At 72.3% G+C, this 16,207-nt stretch carries 14 protein-coding genes; 5 read left to right on the top strand and 9 right to left on the bottom strand.

Translation table 11 applies throughout. The features are described 5' to 3' along the window. The 3 genes from ACZ5D2_RS32365 to ACZ5D2_RS32355 form a co-directional block, all read right to left on the bottom strand. Window positions 1–411 carry an XRE family transcriptional regulator gene (locus ACZ5D2_RS32365; protein WP_331738018.1) on the bottom strand — a complete coding sequence of 137 codons (411 nt, stop codon included), beginning with the start codon at window positions 409–411 and terminating at the stop codon, window positions 1–3. Window positions 412–1,119: 708 nt separating this feature from the next. Next, window positions 1,120–1,821, bottom strand: a complete 702-nt coding sequence (locus ACZ5D2_RS32360) for an RES domain-containing protein (RefSeq protein ID WP_331738016.1) — start codon at window positions 1,819–1,821, stop codon at window positions 1,120–1,122. 368 nt (window positions 1,822–2,189) lie between these two features. Beyond that, window positions 2,190–7,082, bottom strand: a complete 4,893-nt coding sequence (locus tag ACZ5D2_RS32355; protein ID WP_468934320.1) for a hypothetical protein — start codon at window positions 7,080–7,082, stop codon at window positions 2,190–2,192. 20 nt (window positions 7,083–7,102) lie between these two features. On the opposite strand from ACZ5D2_RS32355, the gene ACZ5D2_RS32350 reads away from it, so the two are divergent. From ACZ5D2_RS32350 to ACZ5D2_RS32340, 3 genes are all read left to right on the top strand, one after another. Then, window positions 7,103–8,599, top strand: a complete 1,497-nt coding sequence (locus tag ACZ5D2_RS32350) for an esterase/lipase family protein (protein WP_468934317.1) — start codon at window positions 7,103–7,105, stop codon at window positions 8,597–8,599. Window positions 8,600–8,798: 199 nt separating this feature from the next. Then, entirely contained in the window at window positions 8,799–9,224 is a 426-nt protein-coding gene (locus ACZ5D2_RS32345; protein ID WP_331738009.1) for an SMI1/KNR4 family protein, read from the top strand. A gap of 111 nt (window positions 9,225–9,335) precedes the next feature. Continuing rightward, window positions 9,336–9,899, top strand: coding sequence for a 2'-5' RNA ligase family protein (locus tag ACZ5D2_RS32340; protein WP_331738006.1), 564 nt, complete (start codon window positions 9,336–9,338; stop codon window positions 9,897–9,899). Here the strand turns inward: ACZ5D2_RS32340 and ACZ5D2_RS32335 are convergent. From ACZ5D2_RS32335 to ACZ5D2_RS32315, 5 genes are all read right to left on the bottom strand, one after another. Further along, on the bottom strand, window positions 9,846–10,316 hold the full coding sequence (locus ACZ5D2_RS32335) for a hypothetical protein (protein ID WP_331738004.1): 471 nt from the start codon (window positions 10,314–10,316) through the stop codon (window positions 9,846–9,848). The genes ACZ5D2_RS32340 and ACZ5D2_RS32335 overlap by 54 nt on opposite strands. Window positions 10,317–10,603: 287 nt before the next feature. Next, complete coding sequence (locus tag ACZ5D2_RS32330) at window positions 10,604–11,143, bottom strand: RICIN domain-containing protein (protein ID WP_371681465.1); 540 nt, start codon at window positions 11,141–11,143, stop codon at window positions 10,604–10,606. Window positions 11,144–11,281: 138 nt separating this feature from the next. Then, complete coding sequence (locus tag ACZ5D2_RS32325; protein ID WP_468934312.1) at window positions 11,282–11,758, bottom strand: hypothetical protein; 477 nt, start codon at window positions 11,756–11,758, stop codon at window positions 11,282–11,284. A 242-nt stretch (window positions 11,759–12,000) separates the two neighbouring features. Further along, the gene (locus tag ACZ5D2_RS32320; RefSeq protein WP_331738980.1) at window positions 12,001–12,264 is read right to left on the bottom strand and encodes an RlpA-like double-psi beta-barrel domain-containing protein; all 264 of its coding nucleotides are present in this window, start codon (window positions 12,262–12,264) and stop codon (window positions 12,001–12,003) included. A gap of 776 nt (window positions 12,265–13,040) precedes the next feature. Beyond that, the gene (locus ACZ5D2_RS32315; protein ID WP_468934309.1) at window positions 13,041–13,595 is read right to left on the bottom strand and encodes an HAD domain-containing protein; all 555 of its coding nucleotides are present in this window, start codon (window positions 13,593–13,595) and stop codon (window positions 13,041–13,043) included. Window positions 13,596–14,104: 509 nt separating this feature from the next. Between ACZ5D2_RS32315 and ACZ5D2_RS32310 the strand changes: the two genes are divergently transcribed. Continuing rightward, entirely contained in the window at window positions 14,105–14,440 is a 336-nt protein-coding gene (locus tag ACZ5D2_RS32310) for a hypothetical protein (RefSeq protein ID WP_331737995.1), read from the top strand. A gap of 191 nt (window positions 14,441–14,631) precedes the next feature. Continuing rightward, a complete protein-coding gene (locus tag ACZ5D2_RS32305; RefSeq protein WP_468934306.1) occupies window positions 14,632–15,372 on the top strand; it encodes an alpha/beta hydrolase in 741 nt (246 codons plus the stop codon). A gap of 382 nt (window positions 15,373–15,754) precedes the next feature. On the opposite strand, the gene ACZ5D2_RS32300 is transcribed toward ACZ5D2_RS32305, so the two are convergent. Continuing rightward, complete coding sequence (locus ACZ5D2_RS32300) at window positions 15,755–16,150, bottom strand: hypothetical protein (protein WP_468934303.1); 396 nt, start codon at window positions 16,148–16,150, stop codon at window positions 15,755–15,757. Window positions 16,151–16,207: the final 57 nt, after the last annotated feature.

Raw genomic sequence — 16,207 nt, 5'->3', positions numbered from 1 at the left:
TCAGCCGCCGTCCACGTAGGCGCGGGCCGCCACCATGACGTCGCGCATGCGGCCGTCGGCGATGCACTGGGCCGGTGCTTCGTCCTCCAGCTGCGGGTTCATGCCGATCATCCAGGCGCGCGCCGTGTAGAGGCTCTCGGCGTCCTGGATGAGTTGGAAGACCTGGAGGGCGGCGCGCAGGCGCTCCTCGGATTCGTGCCGGGGGGTGGTGTCGCCCGATGCCCACTTGCCGACCTGCTTGGGGTCGCTGATGTTGGCGATGCGCGCGGTCAGGCGCTGGCCCAGGTTGTCCTGGAGGAACCGGGCGATCTCGCTGATGTGCATGCGCACGGTGGCGATGTGGGCCCGTTCGGCACTCACGGCGCTCTTGGTGGCGGCGGAGGCGGTCGTGGTGGTGGTGTGTGAAGGCATGGTCAGGTCTCCCTCGCTGCCCTGACTGCGCGCCCGCGCGGCGGCGGGTCGCGTGTTCAGGCGACGGGTGTCGGGTGCGCGCAGGACCTGGCTGTCGCGTGCTGCTGCGATGGCAGACGGAGGGGACGCTCGGTCTCGGCGAGCTGTGAACGCTTCGTGATGTGCTTCCGACCCGCCGGGAAGCGTGACCAGTGACGGGTGGGGTGGGCCGGGCCGGCTAGCGGCGGGCGGCGGGGTTCAGCATCGATGTATTCCGGTCCGCGGGGATCCGGCGCATGGATGACTGGAGCGTGCTGGGGGTGAGGCGGCGCCTGGGGTGCTCGGTGGTGCCGCGCTGTGCGGCGTGAACCCCGAAGGTAAGCACGTACGGACGGTGTTGCCGGTGATGCTCATGAGATCCCCCACATGTTCCAAGTCGGTCGATGTACTTGTCAGGTTACCCATTATCACCTGTCAACTCCACCTCTTAGGCGGAATCCAGCGCGTTCTCGACGGGGCGTCAACTACCGTGTTTGAGGCTGTACTTAGCTTCTGACCTGCATTGATGTCGTTGATTGGGGGAGGGGGCGGAGGTCGTGTGCGTGCGGGGAGTGAGTTGTTTTCCTCCTTTCGGACGACAGGGATGTGGTGGTTTTCCGGTTGGTTTCCAGGTGGGTTTTCGGGTGGGGGAGTAGGGGGGGTGAGTGGTTGTGGCCCGGGCGGGTCCGGTCACAGCATGGTCAGGCCGTACTCGTCCGCCACCCGCCGCAGCGCCTCCGCCTCGGGGAAGACCAGACTGGACTCCTCCTGCTTCAGTGCCACGTCGCTGAAGACGGCCCAGCACTGGCGCATGCCGAAGCGGGAGCGGTAGGCGATGCCGTGGACGAGGCGCTCCTGCTCCGAGGGTCCGGTGCGCTGGGTGATGGCCCAGGCGGAGATCAGCCGGGTGATCCGGCGGTTGAAGCCCTGGACGTGTTCCGTGGTGAGCAGGTCGACGCCCTGCTCCGCCAGCTTGTCCTCCAGCTCGTGGGAGAGCGTCTTGAGGGTCCGTTCGTCGTCCACGTCGAGGAAGCGGGCCTCCTTGGGCGGCTGCAGACGGACCAGGGTGTGGCGCGTGGTCCAGTCGCGGGGCATCTTGCCGGGGCCCATGTAGTACGGCTCCTGCCAGTCGTCCGCGATGACCTCCCGCATGGCGGGGCTCACGCGGAAGGGGGCTAAGGCCTCGGCGAAGCAGCCGTCGTGTTCGGAGGCGCAGTAGAGGGTGCCGTAGCTGACCAGGCTCCAGCGGTTGCCGCCCGTCCGGTCGGAGTCCTCCTGGCTGATCTTTTCGTACGTGACCGGATTCTTGGATTTCCCCAGCCGCCAGATGCCGCGTTCCGGTGCGGGGATGAGGCTGACGTCCGGCTGTGCGGTGTCGGTGTCCCGGCTCATGGGGCCGTTCTCCTTGCTCCGGCCGGCTCCGCGGGACGCGGGGTACGGGCCGGTGATGCTCGTGGGCTCGTGCGGCGGGCGGGCCGGCGGGGCGGTCCGCCCGCCGGGAGAGCCGGTCTTGTGACGGTGTGGTGCTCGTGAGGGGGGCTCATGAGGGAGGCTCACGAGCGGCGTGGTCATCGGTCATCGGTCATCGGCCATCGGTCAGCGCGTGAGGTGCGGGGCGCCCTCGGTGCGGCGTACTGATCGGTGGCACATGCCGAACGATCATTTTCATGCTCGGGTGCGACCGAAGCGACCGGGTTGCGCGGGTCAACGGGGGCGCACGAAGGAACACGGGGGCGCACACGGCTCTGCGCACGGCGCGGTCAGCTGCCGTCCGTCCGGCACCGGGCGAGGTCGATCTCGACGGCGGCGGCTCCACCGTCCCCGGTGAACGAGAGCACGACGCGCCCACCGCCCGCCGCCGCCGGATGGGCGGTGATGCCGCGGACGGGGCTGCCCGTGGCCAGCAGCAGACGGCAGTGCCCGGTGGCGGCGTCCCAGACGCGGATGGTTCCGTCGACCGCGCCGGCGGCGGCGAAGCTGCCGTGGCCCTCCGCGTTCCACAGGGCCAGGGCGTGTACGGCCGCCGACGTGTGGCCGGTCAGCGGTGCACCCAGGGGCCGGCGCCCCGCCAGATCCCACAGCCGTACCGTGCCGGTGTCCCCGGCGCTGGCCAGGTACGGCGGAAGGCCGCCGAGCGGGCGGGGGGCGAGGGCGACGGCGTGCAGGACGCCCTGGTCACAGCGCAGGGGCCCGCCCAGCGGGCCGAGTTCCGCGTCCCACAGCCGTACGGTGCCGTCGGAGCTCGCGGAGGCGAACCAGTCCCCGCCCCGCTCGCACGAAGCGGCCGCCACCGCCCGGATCCGCAGGCCGTGACCGGTCCACGTGCGCAGCGGGCCCGGGTCGTCCAGGTCCCACAGCCGGACCGTTTCGTCGTCGCCGCCGCTCAGGAGCAGGTGGCGGCCGTCCGCGGTGGTGCAGGCGGCGAGGGAGCGGACGGGCAGGAAATGCCCTTCGAGGACGTCGGGCAGGAAGCGGCGGGTGCCCGCGTCCCACAACCGGATGCCGTAGCCCTCGCCTCCGGCCGACCCGGAGGCCGACCCGGACGCCGACACCAGGACGCGGCCGCCCTCCCGGCGGTGGGCCCAGGCCAGGGCGGACGGCGGCCGGCCGGTGTCGATCCGGGCGACCGCGTCCCCCGTGCCGATGTCCCGGACGTCGACGTACGGGACGCCGTCGCCGCCGAGCGCGAACCAGGAAGGGCCGCGCGGTCCCCCCGGCCCCGGCAGGAGCAGTGCCCCGACCGTCGGCACGGGTTCGGCAGGCGTACGCGCGCCGGCCAGCGCGCGCTCCAGGACCTCCCGGTTCCAGAGCCGCAGCGTGCCGTCACTGGAGGCGGAGGCAAGGATTCCGGATTCTGGGGAGGCGACGGGGCTGAGCGCCGTCACGGCGGAGGCGTGCCCGTCCAGCAGCCCCGGAGCCGCCACGTCGGCGGATTCCCACGCGGAGACGTCCCATACGGCGATGCCCCGGCCCGTTCCGGCCGCGAGCAGGTGGCGCCCGCCCAGGACGAGGCCGGTCAGGCAGCTCACCGGCCCGTCGGCGCCGGTGAGGGTGGAGCGCAGTCCGTCGGTGCCCCAGACGCTGACGCTCCCGTCCGCGTGGCCGGCCGCGACCGTCCCGGGCCGCGTGGTCGCGGCCAGCACCCGTACCGCCCCCGGGAGGCCGAACGCCGCCACCTCCACGGCGGCCTCGGTGTCCCGGAACGTCAGGGACGCCCCGTCGGCGATCGCCAGCAGCGGCCGGCCGGGCGGATCCTCCACCGATGCCAGTGCGGTGGCACTCGTACGCGGCGCGTCCCCCGGCAGGGTCAGCAGGTCCTGCGGCCCCATCCGCTCGTTCCACCAGACCACCTCCCCGTTCCCGTTGACGCTGAGCACCGCGAGCTCGTGCCCGCCGTCGCGGTACGCGCACACGTCGGCGATCCAGATCCCGCCGGGCCGGTGGACCTGGTCGACGAGCCCGCCGCTCGCCGGGTCCCACAGGCGTACGGTTCCGTCCGTGCTCCCGGACACGAGCAGCGGGGACTGCGCGGGGCGCGGTGCGAGGAGCAGGTGGTGTACGGCGCCCTCGTGCCCGCGGATCCGTTCGCGGACCGCCGTCCCCTCGACCGCGTCGATCAGTTCGATGCCGCCGGCGTCGTCGCCCACCGCGAGGGCCGCGCGCCCGTCGGGGGCCGTCACCGCGGTCATGGACCGCACCGTGGTCGCGAGGGTGGCCAGGACGTTGACGGGCGGCGTCCACCGGGACCACAGCACGGCCAGCGGCCCCGGCACTCGGGCCGCGGCACCCGTGCGCGTGTCAGTGCCCGTGTCAGCGCCCGCGTCCTCGGACGTCCGCGGGCGCGCCGTTCCGGGGAAGCGCAGCGCCGTGTGCGCCAGGTGCAGGCTGGCCAGGCGCGAAGGGTGGTCGGCGCGGTGCAGGTAGGGCTCCACCGCGGCCCACGCCTCCAGCCACAGCCGGCCCTCCCGCCCCCGGCCGGGGCCCAGCAGACCACGGACGGGGCTGCCGGTCAGCCACGGAAGGACGTCGGCCGGCACGTGCGCGTCGTCCAGGACCCCGCCCAGGCGGGCGTGGCGCGCGAGGTACCGGCGTACGTAGGGATGCGGGGCGGTGTCCGGGGGGCCGACGGCGCCCTCCGCGCCTGCTGCGGCCGCGGCTGCGGCCGCGGTGGCGCCGGTGTGCGGCGCGGCCAGCTCGGCGAGCGCCCGCGTGATCCGGGCGTGGACGTCGGCGTCGTGCGCGTGCGCGGCCCCGTACGCGTCCTCGTAGGCGCCGCCCCCGAACGCGTCCCCCTCCGCACGGCTTCTGTCCGCCGCACTCGTCCCCGTAACCACATCGTCCCCACCAGCTCTACTAACCCCACCAACCCCACCCGACACGGCCCCATCGGCCTTATCGGCAGGCTCGTCCTGACCATCCGCCATTCCCATCCCCCCACCAGGCGCCGCCCCGCCCACGGGCCGGGCGCGCAGCACGGCGGCCAGCCGCTCGTGCGCCGGCCGGTACACCCGCTGATCCTCTTCCACGTCACGGGTGAGATACCCCGCCAGACGCCCTTCCAGCAGAATCCCGATCTTGTCGTCGGCGTCCTCGACGGTCCTCCCGAGCACCGCGGACGCCACAGCGGGCCACACCTCCCCCCACGCGATCCCGCGCCCCAGCGCGAACGCCGACGCCCGCAGCAGCGCCAGCGCCTCGTCGGCCGCCAGGCCGTCCTCCGCCGACCTCGCCAGATCGGCCTCCAACAGCCCGGCGGTGCCCTCGCCCAGCCGGGCGAGCCAGCCAGCGTCGGCCGACAGCCGCGGCCCCGCCGCGCGCAGCTGCCCCGCCGCCACGCGGGCGTCGAGGAAGGACCGCCCCGCCGCCGCGGCCACCGTCCGCGACACCTCCGTCAGGTCGTGCCCCGCCCAAGCCGCCTCCCCGTCCAAGAGGGCCCGTACATACCCCTCGACGTCCCTGCTCATGTCCGCGTCGTCGGTGCGCAGCACGGCCGCGCCGCGGAACGCGTCCCGTATCCGGCCCAGGAGGTCCGGGCCGTCGCCCGCGCCCCCCTCGCTGCCGCCGTCGGTGGTGAGGGGGCCGCCGTCGCCCGGATCGCTGCTGCGGACGGCCACGACCAGCCGGACCCCGCGCTCCACGGGCGGCGGCAGGTCGCCGGAGCGGGACCGGCCCCCGTCCGCCGCCGCGGGCACGGCGCCGCGTACGGACAGATGGCCGGCCAGCGGCACCAGGACCTGGTGCAGCGCCGCCGCCGGATCGGTCGCCTCGTCCAGGGAGTCGACGACGATCGTGACCATGGGGCCGGGCGAAGCCAGGAACCCCCGCAGCCCCAACTGCCAACGGCTCAGCTGGTCCCTGCCGGACGGGTCCGGGCCGACCCCCAGCTTCTTCGCGATGGCCCGCAACAGCTCCAGTGTCTCCCGGCCCCGCGCGGTGACCGCGATGGTCACCGCGCCCTCGCCCGGAACGGTCTCCGGCGGACAGTGGCCGACGGCGGCCGCGAACAGGGCGGACCCGCGGAACTTCGCGTCGCTCAAGGTCACCGCGCGGCCCAGGATCGCCGATTTCCCGCTCGCGGTGATGCCGGTGACCACCAGGATCCCCGGCGGACCCGTCAGGAAGGAGACCACCGAGGCGTTCAGCCGCCTGCGGCCCGAGAAGTACCAGCCCGGGTCGTCGGCTCCGGTGCGCCCGCTGGCCTTCTCCACCCAGTAGTCGAGGTCCTCGGGGGTCGCCGCCACCTCCTTCCGGCTCTCCTCCACCGCGGCCCGCTCCGGCCGGTACCCCGGGTTCGGCAGGGCCGGGGTCGGGACGTGGAGCTTGCCCATGACCACGCGGCAGTCGACGGACAGGCTCCGGCCGAGCTCCGCGCCGATCGCCTGCCCCGCCTGGTACAGGGCCCGGCTGAACTCCGACATCGTCAGGTACGGGCGCGTGATCCCTCCGGCCGTCCGCAGCCACTCGTGGGCCGCACGCAGCACGAGCGCGAACTCCCGGCCCATCACCCGCGTCTTGGACGCCGCCGTGACCAGGACGTTCAGCGTGCCGTACGTGGTGCGCGCGGTGTCCAGGTCCCGCGAGAGGTCCAGCAGCTCGCCCGCCAGGTCGGCGGACTCGCACATGTTCACGACCACCAGGACGTCCCGCGCGTGCGAGTCGAGCGCGGCGATCACGATCTCCGTCGTCCGCAACCCCGTCGCCAGCAGCCGGCCGGGGTCGGTGTCCCGCAGGACCGCGAAGTGCTTGGCCGCGGACGAGGCGACCCCGTGCCCCGTCACGTACAGCACCAGCGGAACATTCGGATCCGCCTCCCGGATCCCCGACCCCGTCAGGAAGCACTCCACGTCATGACGGCTCGTCACCGGCTGCGAGGGCGCCACCTTCACGAAACCGGGCCCGTCCGGGGGCGGCCGCTCCCACCACAGGGCCACCGCCTCCAGCTGCGCGCCGAAGGCCTGGCGCAGCGCCTCCGTCCCGTCCTCCATCGGCAGGACGAACAGGGTGCCCGTACGCGGCTCCGCCTCCGCGGCGGCGCGGACCGCCGTCGCCGGCACCTTCCCGGTGACGGCCCGCGCCCCTGCCGTCGGCGTCGTCGCCGTCGGCGTCGCCTCCGCCGGACCGGCTAAGCCGATCTCGCCCCGCTCCCCGTCCACGGTCCCTATTCTTCACTGCCATGGACGAGCACCCGCACCGCACCACCACCGCACAGCACCCCCAGGACGCCGCGGAGTTACCCGACCACGTCACCCAGGACGCGGTCGTCGTCGTACCCGGGATCATGGGCAGCACCCTGCGCGACACGACCACCGGCAAGGACCTCTGGGGCATCGGCGGCATCTCCTGGCTGCTGAAGGCCTGGACCACCCCCTCGGGCCTGAAGTCCCTGGCCATGACCGAGGACGAGCTGGCGGGCAAGACCGGCCGCATCGAGGCGACCGGCCTCCTGAAGCATTCCGCGTGGACCCCGTACCTCGCGGGCAGCGAGCCGTACGCCGACCTGGTCGACACCGTGCGCTCCAGCGTCGCCGACCCCGCCGCGATCCTGGAGTTCGCCTACGACTGGCGCCTGCCCGTCGCCACCAACGGACGCCTCCTGGCCGACGCCGCGCGCCGCCACCTGACCGACTGGCGCCTGCACCCCGCCCACACCCTGGCCCGCCGCCACCGCACCGACCAGCGCGAGGGCCGGCTCGTCTTCGTCGCCCACTCCATGGGCGGCCTCGTCACCCGCGCGGCACTCGACCCCGCGCACGACGGCGACCTCCACGCCGACACCCGGGGCGTCATCACCCTCGGCACGCCCTTCCAGGGCTCGGTCAAGGCGGCGGTCATCCTCGCCACCGGCCGCGGCGCCCCCGTACCGCTGCCGCACCGCAAACTCCGCGCCCTCTGCGCCACCATGCCCGGCCTCCACGACCTGCTGCCGCAGTACCGCAGCCTGCGCGCGGGGGACGACGTACGCCACCTCACCCCGGGCGACGTCACGGCCATCGGCGGCGACGCGGAGCTGGCGCGCGACGCGGCCCGCTTCCACCACCGCCAGAAGAACATCGGCCTGCCCGGCCACCGCTCCGTCGTCGGCGTCAACCAGCCCACCTGGCAGAACCTGACCGTCACCGGCGGCGAGCTGGAGGCCCACTACGACGGAGCCCGCCAGAACTCCGACGGCACCTTCATCCGAGACCGGAACGACCGCATCCGGTACTTCCGGGTCCACGGCGACGGTACCGTGTACAAGGAATCGGCCATTCTCACCGACGCCGTCACCCACCTGCCCCTCCAGCACGGCGACGTCGCCAAGGCACCGACCGCCCTCGACGCCATCACCGAGATCCTGCGCGACGACATCCACCCCGGACCGCCCCAGGGCGAGGCCGGCTGCGGTCTGAGCGCACCCGACCTCGTCGAGGCGGGCCGGCCGTGGAAGATCCACCTCAGCGACGTCGACTCCCTCCCGGGCCTGACCTGCCACCTCACCGACCTCGCCGACCCCGGCCGTCCCGTGGCACAACTCGCCCTGACCTGGGAGGACGGCGCCGCGGTGGCAACGGCATCGGCGCCTTCCCCGGGCCTGTACCGCATCGAGGTACGCACCCCGGACGGCTTCGACGTCACCCAACTGGTCCTGGCCACCGAACCGGACCAGCCCCTGGCCGAAGCGGAGGCGTAACCGGCACCGGGCCCCATGCCGACGGCGCCGAGCCCCGCACGGTCCTGGGGCCGGTGCGGGGCCGTCCCGGCCGCGGCAGCCGTACTCTTCGCTCGACGATCGGTCACGCTGGTCGAGTCGCAGCCCGGTCTCGCGTCGGCGGGGCCGGAGGCCCGCCGGCTCCATCACGGGCCAAGGCTCATGGAGGTCGAGTTCAACGGTGTGGACCCAAGTCGTTGCGGCGCTGCCCGGTACGGCCGTCTTCCGGCCACCGGTGTCGGAGGCGTCGCTCATCCACTGCGCGACGACGCTCGGCCATCCATTGCCCGCGGAACTCGTCGCCCTGCTCCGCGAGAGCAACGGCATGGAGGACGAGTACGGTGACGGGCTCATCTGGTCCGCCGAACGCATCGCGTCCGAGAACCGGACCCTGCGCGAGGACGCCGGGCTCACCAAGCTGTACATGCCGTTCGATCCGCTGCTCTTCTTCGCGGACGCGGGGAACGGAGACCTCTTCGCACTCCTCCCCAGGATCGACCGGCCCGACGTCTTCGTCTGGAACCACGAGGACGACAGCCGTACCTGGGCGGCACCGAGCTTGGCCAAGTACCTCGAATGGTGGCTGACGGGGCAGATCAAGCTGTAGCGCCGCCACCCGCCCTCACCCTCACCATGCAGGGCGGCGAAGCTCGGACCGCTTCGACGATGTCGTGCCGGGCAGTGTCGGTTCCCGTACCTGACCTGCGATGATGATGGCGTGCCAGAGCCAGGGACCACTGCCGTCGTCATCGTTCTGCCCGATGCCGCCCCGCTTCTCGATGCGGCGTGGCGCATCGACCCGGCGCTGGTCCGCCGGGGGGTGCCGGCGCACGTCTCGCTCCTCTACCCGTTCGTGCCGGAATCGGCGCTGACATGCCGGGACGAGGAAGGCGTGCGTTCCCTGGCGGCGGGTCTTCCGGCAGCCGATCTGCTGCTGGACGAGGTCGTGACCGCGTCCGGCTTCGTCGCCGTCACCGTTCCGGAACTCCAACCGGTCGTCGATGCGTTCCGCGCCCAGTGGCCCGGGCTGCGCCCGTACGGGGGCCGCTTCGGGGCGCGTCCCGCCGCCCATGTCACGGTCGCCATGGGTGCGGACGACCCGACGGCCGCCGGCCGGGTGCGCGCTGCGGTCGGCAGCCTGTTGCCGCTGCGCGCCCGCGCGGCGGCGGTCCAGCTGGTGGCGCTGACGGAGGAAGGCTGGCGACCGCGGTTGAGCGTGCCGCTCGGGTCAGCGGTTGCCGGGGCTCAGCAGCGAGGCGGCCGCGGCGATGAAGGCGGCTGACGCTTCCTTGGCCGCATGCCGCTGGGTGTCCAGCTCGGTCCGGTCGCCGGCCTTGCGCAGCTCGTAGGTGGCGTCCGCGGCCAGTTGGGCGGGGCCGGCCAGTTCGGGGACCAGGACCTGAAGGCGGATGTGGGGCGCGGTGATGGCCGCCCGGGTGTCGTGGGACCTCGTCTGGGCCTCCAGCTGGTGCTCGGCGCCCGCCCCGGCCAGGGCCAGACGCTCCCGATGGAACATCGCCGAGCGGTGCGCGTCCAGGGCGGCCGCGAAGTCGGTGACGGCGCCGAGCCGGTCCTGGCGGTGGCTGTCGGCGCGCTCCTCGGCGCGTGCGGTGCGTGCCGAACGGTGCTGGAGGAGCCCGGCGGTCAGGGCGCCGGCCAGGGTACCGAGTACGGCAACGATCGAAGGCCATAGGGACATCAGCTGTGGGGTCCTCGCGGGTGGTCGGATGCGTCGGATTCGTCGGATTCGGTGGTGAGGTCGGCGGACAGCGAGGTACGCGGTGGCGCCTTCGCCCGGAGGGCGGCATGGAGTGGAATACAGCCCCCTTCGAACAACGCTTCCCGTCGGCCGACGGCACATCAGGACGCGGACCGTGCCGCCCTGATCAAGGGCTGGACGCAGCTCCGCCCGGTGGTTCTCGACGGGAACCGCACCCTCAGGAGAACCACCGGGCGGAGCACCACGGGTTCAGGCCGGCGGGCCCGTCAGTGGTTGTAGATGAAGTCGCGCGCGAAGGCCCAGCGCTGGTTGTCGCCGTTGTTGCAGCTCCACAGCTGGGCTCCGGTGCCCCAGGTGCCCGCCTGCCAGCCGTTGATCTCCAAGCACCCGGTATAGGCGCTCTTGAGCTCGGCAGTGGCCTGGCCGTTGACGTTGCGCCAGTGGTCGAACCACCAGAGCTGGTTGCGGCCGTTGTTGCACGGCCACTGCGTGACCGCGGTTCCGTTGGAGGTGGTCGGCGGCAGCCCTGCCAGCTCCAGGCACTGGCCCGAGGAACGGTTGACGATCCGGAAGAAGCCACCGCCCACGCTGTTGAAGACCCAGTTCTGGTTGTCGCCGCCGTTACAGCCCCACACCGCGGCCTGGGCACCCGGCTGGCCGGTCCACCCGGGCATCTCCAGACACGATCCGCCGGCCACGTTCGTGATGGTGGTCATGTCGGTGGCGGGCGCCGCGCCTGCCGGAGCGGTCGTCGCGGCCAGGCTGCCGAGCAGCAGTCCGAGCGTGCACGTCATGCGTGCGATCAAGCGCTTCACTGTAGTCCCCCTGGGGAGTAAGTCACGTACAGAGAAAGGACCTTGGTGGTGCGATCGCAGCATATAGGAACAGGTGTACGAAATGGAGGGTTTGAATGCTGGGTGCTGCGACAGGGTTTGCCGAGCCCCTCACGCAGCCGTGGACTCGCCCCGGTCCGGGCGGCGGTGTCGCCGCCGGGCCGTGAAGGGGGCCGCCACCAGGCTCGCGACGCCCACCCCGGAGGCCACGGAGACGGTCGGGTTGACCCAGCCCGGAACCTGCTCGTCTCCGTCCGTGCCGTCAGGTCCGTCGGAGCAGACGACGGAAACGGGGAACACCGACTTCGTCACCAGGTACCGCTGCGGGGCGGTCCGGTCGCGCCCCATTCCGTTGCACTGGGCGTAGGGTTCGGGGACGTTGAAGCCGGTCATGTGCCCCCACCCCAGGGCCAAGGCCGCGATCGCGAAGGCGGCCGACGACAGCTGGAAGCAGGCGGCCACCCTCAGCAGCGGGCGCAGCGGGCGCAGCGGGCGCTCGCGAAGCGCGACGCCCCCGCAGACGGACGCCGCGCCGGCCATGGCCGCCGCCAGGATGAGAACGCCGCCGATCACCAACAGAACGATCATGAGATCTCCGACGCGGGCGCACAGGCGGCGGTTGCACGCGCCAGATCGGGGGGTCCAGCACGTGCAACGCGCACCACGCCCTCCAGGGCCGCCCGCGGCCCGGTCCCGGCCGCGTTCCTCGCCCCCGCAGCCGGCCCCGACCGCCGAGCCTCCCCCGGCCGGGGGAGGCTTCGTCCTACGCAGGGTCGTGCTGTCCCCGCATGCGCAGGCCGGCTGCTACGCCCTGGTGGCGGGCGAGCCGGCTACTCCGTGAAACTCCAGGTGACGTTGATCCTCCCCTGGTCGAGGGGAGCGAGTGCGCTGAACGCGGCGGGCGTCAGGTCCAGGTCGTGCTTCTGCGCGGTCGGGCTGGCGTCAAGGACCGTCGCGACGATGGACTTTCCCTTGTACGTGACCACGACCTTCTGGCCGCAGTGAGGGGCCGGGTTTCCGGTTCCGAACGTGATCGGGTCGAGCGCGACAGCGAAATCGCTGTCGCTGATCTGCCGGCCGCACGCCCCGGCCACACCATTGCCGGAGAAGAAGTCCGCCGTTCCCTCCGAGCTCTTGCCGGGCTTCGGCTTCGGGGGCGCTGCGGTGGTCTTCCCCGGCTTCGGCTTCGGGGGCGCTGCGGTGGTCTTCCCCGGCTTCGGCTTCGGGGGCGCTGCGGTGGTCTTCCCCGGCTTCGGCTTCGGGGGTGCCGCAGTGGTCTTCCCGGGCTTCGGCTTCGGGGGCGCTGCCGTGGTCTTGCCCGGCTCCGGCTTCGTGGGCGGTGCCGTCGTTCCTGCCCGGCTCCGGAGCGAGAGCGGAAAGCGGCAGCGGCAGCTCGGCCTCGGCCGAGTCGGGCTCCCCCTGCAGTTCCGAAGCGCTCGCCGCCGAGATGCTGGTGACGGTGTCCTCCGAGGCAGAGGCGGTGGCGGCGGTGATCACGGCAGCGGGGCCGGCGGCCAGTAGCGCGGCCACCGCGGTCTTGGCGATTCTTGCTCGCATCGTTCTCTCTCTGAATGTCGCGTTCTGCGGCGCGGATTCGGGGGAGTCGCAGGGGCTGTGCCGTACGACGGTCCTCGCGACCACGCCGGCGCGATGGCCACCTGTATGGGCCGACGATCGCGGAGGATCCATGATCACGAACCTCGCTAACGATCTGCTAGCGCTCCGCTAACGACCTGTTCGGCCGGCGCCGGGGTGCCGAGGGACAAGGCCCTTACCCGGGCGTGGCGGCCTCCGGCTGCGGCGGTTCTCCCGCCCTACCAGGGAGCTTGACCGTGTGTCCGCATGGTTGCCGGAAGCGCCGACGACGTGCTCAGCCGGTGGCTCGTGGAGTGTCCAGCGACCGGGCGAAGTCGGCGAGCGTGTGGAAGTCGTTCTCGCGCAGGCCGACCCGCGGGTTGACGTGGTGCAGGAGCCCGGACCCGCGATGGTGGGCGGTCACGTACGTCTGATCCAGCTCGCTCTGTTCATCGTCCACCCAGGCGAAGGGACGGCCGTTGGCGTAGTCCACCAGCGGACCGGTCTTCCAGTAGACTCCATCGGGGCGTTCCTGGAACAGGACGTCGCCGAAGTCGACGAAGGGAAGTTCCGGAAGACCGAGCACCGGTGCGATCCACCGGTTGGCGTCGTCCATCCATGAGGTGGCCCAGCACAGCTCGAAACCGAGCCGGAGCAGGGACCGCCCGTGCTCGGGGTTGAGCCAGACCCGCGGGGGGCGCCGCCGGGACGAGATGCTCCCGTGCTCTTCAGGAGCCTCGCCGTCCAGGGGCGTTCCGAGCGTGGTGTAGCCGTCGGGGCACTTCTCCGGCTCGGCCGCATAGGGGTTGAGCGGCCCGTCCACGTCGAGGAACAGCAGTGGTCTGTTCACGGTTTCCCCCGGTCGTGCTCACCATCGACTGCCCTGAGAAGCGTAGCCGCAGAGACCGTCTCGGCACGGGGCCGGCCTGATTGATGAACACGAGGTGGCGGGTGTGACCACGGAGCCGGAGCCGGGCCGCCCTTCGTGGGCCGGTCCGACGCGGACGGCCCCCGGCGGCCACGCGCCTGCCCCGGCCCCGCGCCTTCGACTCCCGCCCGGCCCGGCTGGAGGCCTTCTTCCGGCAGGTGGTCGACCAGACAGGCGAAGGGCGGGTGGACCCCGCCGACTCCTGCACTGCCCAACGCTCGGGACGGCCCAACACGACGAAGTGGCTCGGCCGGGGGCATTCCGCTCGCCGCGGTCAAGGCCATCCGCGAGATGCCGCAGGACAAACCGGACGATAGGATGGAACGGCCATTTGTGCGGCAGAGCGGCTCGACCGCTGCCGCGGGCTTTGGAGCCATCGCACCGCACCGGCCGCACCGGCCGCACCGTCAGCGTCCAAGGCAGGTTGAATGATGAACCGGACACGTCGTCTTGCAGCACTCACGCTCCTGGTGGCCCCCGCACTCGTGGTGGGCCCCACCGTCGCCGCCCATGCTTCGGCCACCACGGCCACCACGGCCCCCGCAGCCGCGAAGTGCAACGTCGAGGTGGACTCAGTCGGCAAGTACCACGTGTGGGGCGAAGGATTCCCCGCCGGTACGACGGTGACCTACTCCGGCTCCACCTCGGGCTCGGTCCCCATCGACAAGTCGGGACGGTTCGACCTCGGCGGTCTCACCGGCAGCAAGTACACGGTCAAGACGGCAGACGGCAAGACCACGGTCACCTGCACAGCGGTCCAGCACTGAGCCTCTCGACCTGCGCGAAATCCTCTTGGCGGACCACGGCCACCACTGCTAGTTTTCCGGAGGCCGTGCGAGAGAACGAGGAGGTGGTACCCGTGAACGCAGTATCGACACGGGTGCTCCCCTCCGGGGTCACGGTCGGGCGATAGGTCGTCCGGGAGCGCCGTTCATGAGCACTCCCGAAAGGCACGACCATGCACTTCATCTCTGAACAGCTCCTCGACGACGGCGTCCTGGAGCGCGAATTCACCCTCGGTGAGATCCCCGGCGTCCTGTGGACGCCCGCTTCCGCTTCCGCCGCCGCACCGGTGCCGCTGATCCTGCTCGGCCACCCCCCGCTCGGCCTGCGCAAGATGTACCCCCGCCTCGTGGACCGGGCCCGGCAGGCCGCGGCGGACGGCTTCGCCGCGGCCACCATCGAGCTCCCCGGAAGCGGCGACCGGCCCCGTTGGCCCGCCGCCGAGCAGGCCCGCGCCGACCTGCGCCAGGCGATGGAAGCCGGCGAGCCGGTCAGCGACGAGGTCATCGACGCCCTCGTCCTCCCGCTCGTCGACAAGGCGGTCCCGGAATGGCAGGCCGCCCTGGACGCCCTCCTGTCGCTGCCCGAGATCGACGGCCCGGTCGGGTACTCGGGGGGAGTGATCTCCATCGGCGTTCGCCTCGCGGTGGTCGAGCCGCGCATCGTGGCCGCTGGACTCTTCGCCGGGAGCTTCGTGCCTCGTGCCGTCTTCGAGGAGGCCCGCCAGGTCACGATCCCGCTGCACGTCCTGTTGCAGTGGGACGACGAGGGGAACGACCGGCAGGCGTCCCTGGACCTGTTCGACGCCTTCGGCTCCGAGGAGAAGTCCCTCCACGCCAACATGGGCGGGCACACGGGCGTCCCCCAGCACGCGGGGGAGGCTGCGGCCCGGTTCTTCGCCCGGCACCTGAGGTGAGGCCGGGACGTCAGGCCACCGGCAGACGGTAGGCCGTGCCGGCCAGGACGCTCCGCGTCGGGGTCGGGTCCTGGCGCTCCTGCGCGTGTCCACGCCGCGTGCCCCTGCCGACTCGGCGGGGGCACGCGCGCCCGGTGCCCTGAGGTCCCGGCGAAGCCGTCGGCCTCACGGACGCCGGTGGCGAACCGCCGACGGCCGCTCGTGGTGTGACGGGTGAGCCGTTCCGGGAGCCCGTTCCGCGGACGGGGCTAGGTTGTGTCCGACGGGTCGTGCGACGCTCCCGCTGGGAACTCGCGCTTCGACAAGCGGGCGTACGTCTTCTACGGGACGGTCACCGTGGCCGCGATCCGCCTATGGTTCCGTCCGCAGTGAAGCGCCCCGTTCAGAGGTCCTTGGCACCCGGGTAGTGGTGGCGCAGTTCGCTGAGTACGCGCTCGTCGACAGCCCTGACGTCCCACAACGAGCTGTCGAATTCGGTCAGGACGAGCACCAGCTTGTCGTCGGCGAACCCCCGTGCTTCGGCGTCGATCAGCTGGAGGAAAGGCGTCGTCAACGACAACAGCGTCAACGTGTCCATCCCTGCGTCAGCGGACCTTCTCTCCATCTCGGCACAGCGAGGATCGACGATCTCGTCGAACTCGACGTGCCAGGTCAGGTCCAAGCCGAAACTACCGAGGCGAACCAGTAGCTCGGCCAGGGTCACGTAGTGCTTGCCGTACCAGGCAGGAAACGTGATCCCCTTCAGCCCCGCCTCTGCTGCGGCCGTATCGCGCGGCATGCGCCCCCCCTCGTCCAGCGAACACTAGACCGCGGCCCTGACCAGCTCGCACGACCC

It is taken from the genome of Streptomyces sp. NPDC031479 (assembly GCF_055581065.1).
The sequence above is the reverse complement of the archived record's forward strand: the minus strand, read 5'-3'. Positions and strand labels throughout refer to the sequence as shown.

Excerpts from the sequence above, each read along its gene's own strand:
- ACZ5D2_RS32310 (WP_331737995.1), top strand. The coding sequence starts at position 14,105 with ATGAACCGGACACGTCGTCTTGCAGCACTCACGCTCCTGGTGGCCCCC.
- ACZ5D2_RS32300 (WP_468934303.1), bottom strand. The coding sequence starts at position 16,150 with ATGCCGCGCGATACGGCCGCAGCAGAGGCGGGGCTGAAGGGGATCACG.
- ACZ5D2_RS32305 (WP_468934306.1), top strand. The coding sequence starts at position 14,632 with ATGCACTTCATCTCTGAACAGCTCCTCGACGACGGCGTCCTGGAGCGC.
- ACZ5D2_RS32365 (WP_331738018.1), bottom strand. The coding sequence starts at position 411 with ATGCCTTCACACACCACCACCACGACCGCCTCCGCCGCCACCAAGAGC.
- ACZ5D2_RS32350 (WP_468934317.1), top strand. The coding sequence starts at position 7,103 with ATGGACGAGCACCCGCACCGCACCACCACCGCACAGCACCCCCAGGAC.
- ACZ5D2_RS32335 (WP_331738004.1), bottom strand. The coding sequence starts at position 10,316 with ATGTCCCTATGGCCTTCGATCGTTGCCGTACTCGGTACCCTGGCCGGC.
- ACZ5D2_RS32325 (WP_468934312.1), bottom strand. The coding sequence starts at position 11,758 with ATGATCGTTCTGTTGGTGATCGGCGGCGTTCTCATCCTGGCGGCGGCC.
- ACZ5D2_RS32360 (WP_331738016.1), bottom strand. The coding sequence starts at position 1,821 with ATGAGCCGGGACACCGACACCGCACAGCCGGACGTCAGCCTCATCCCC.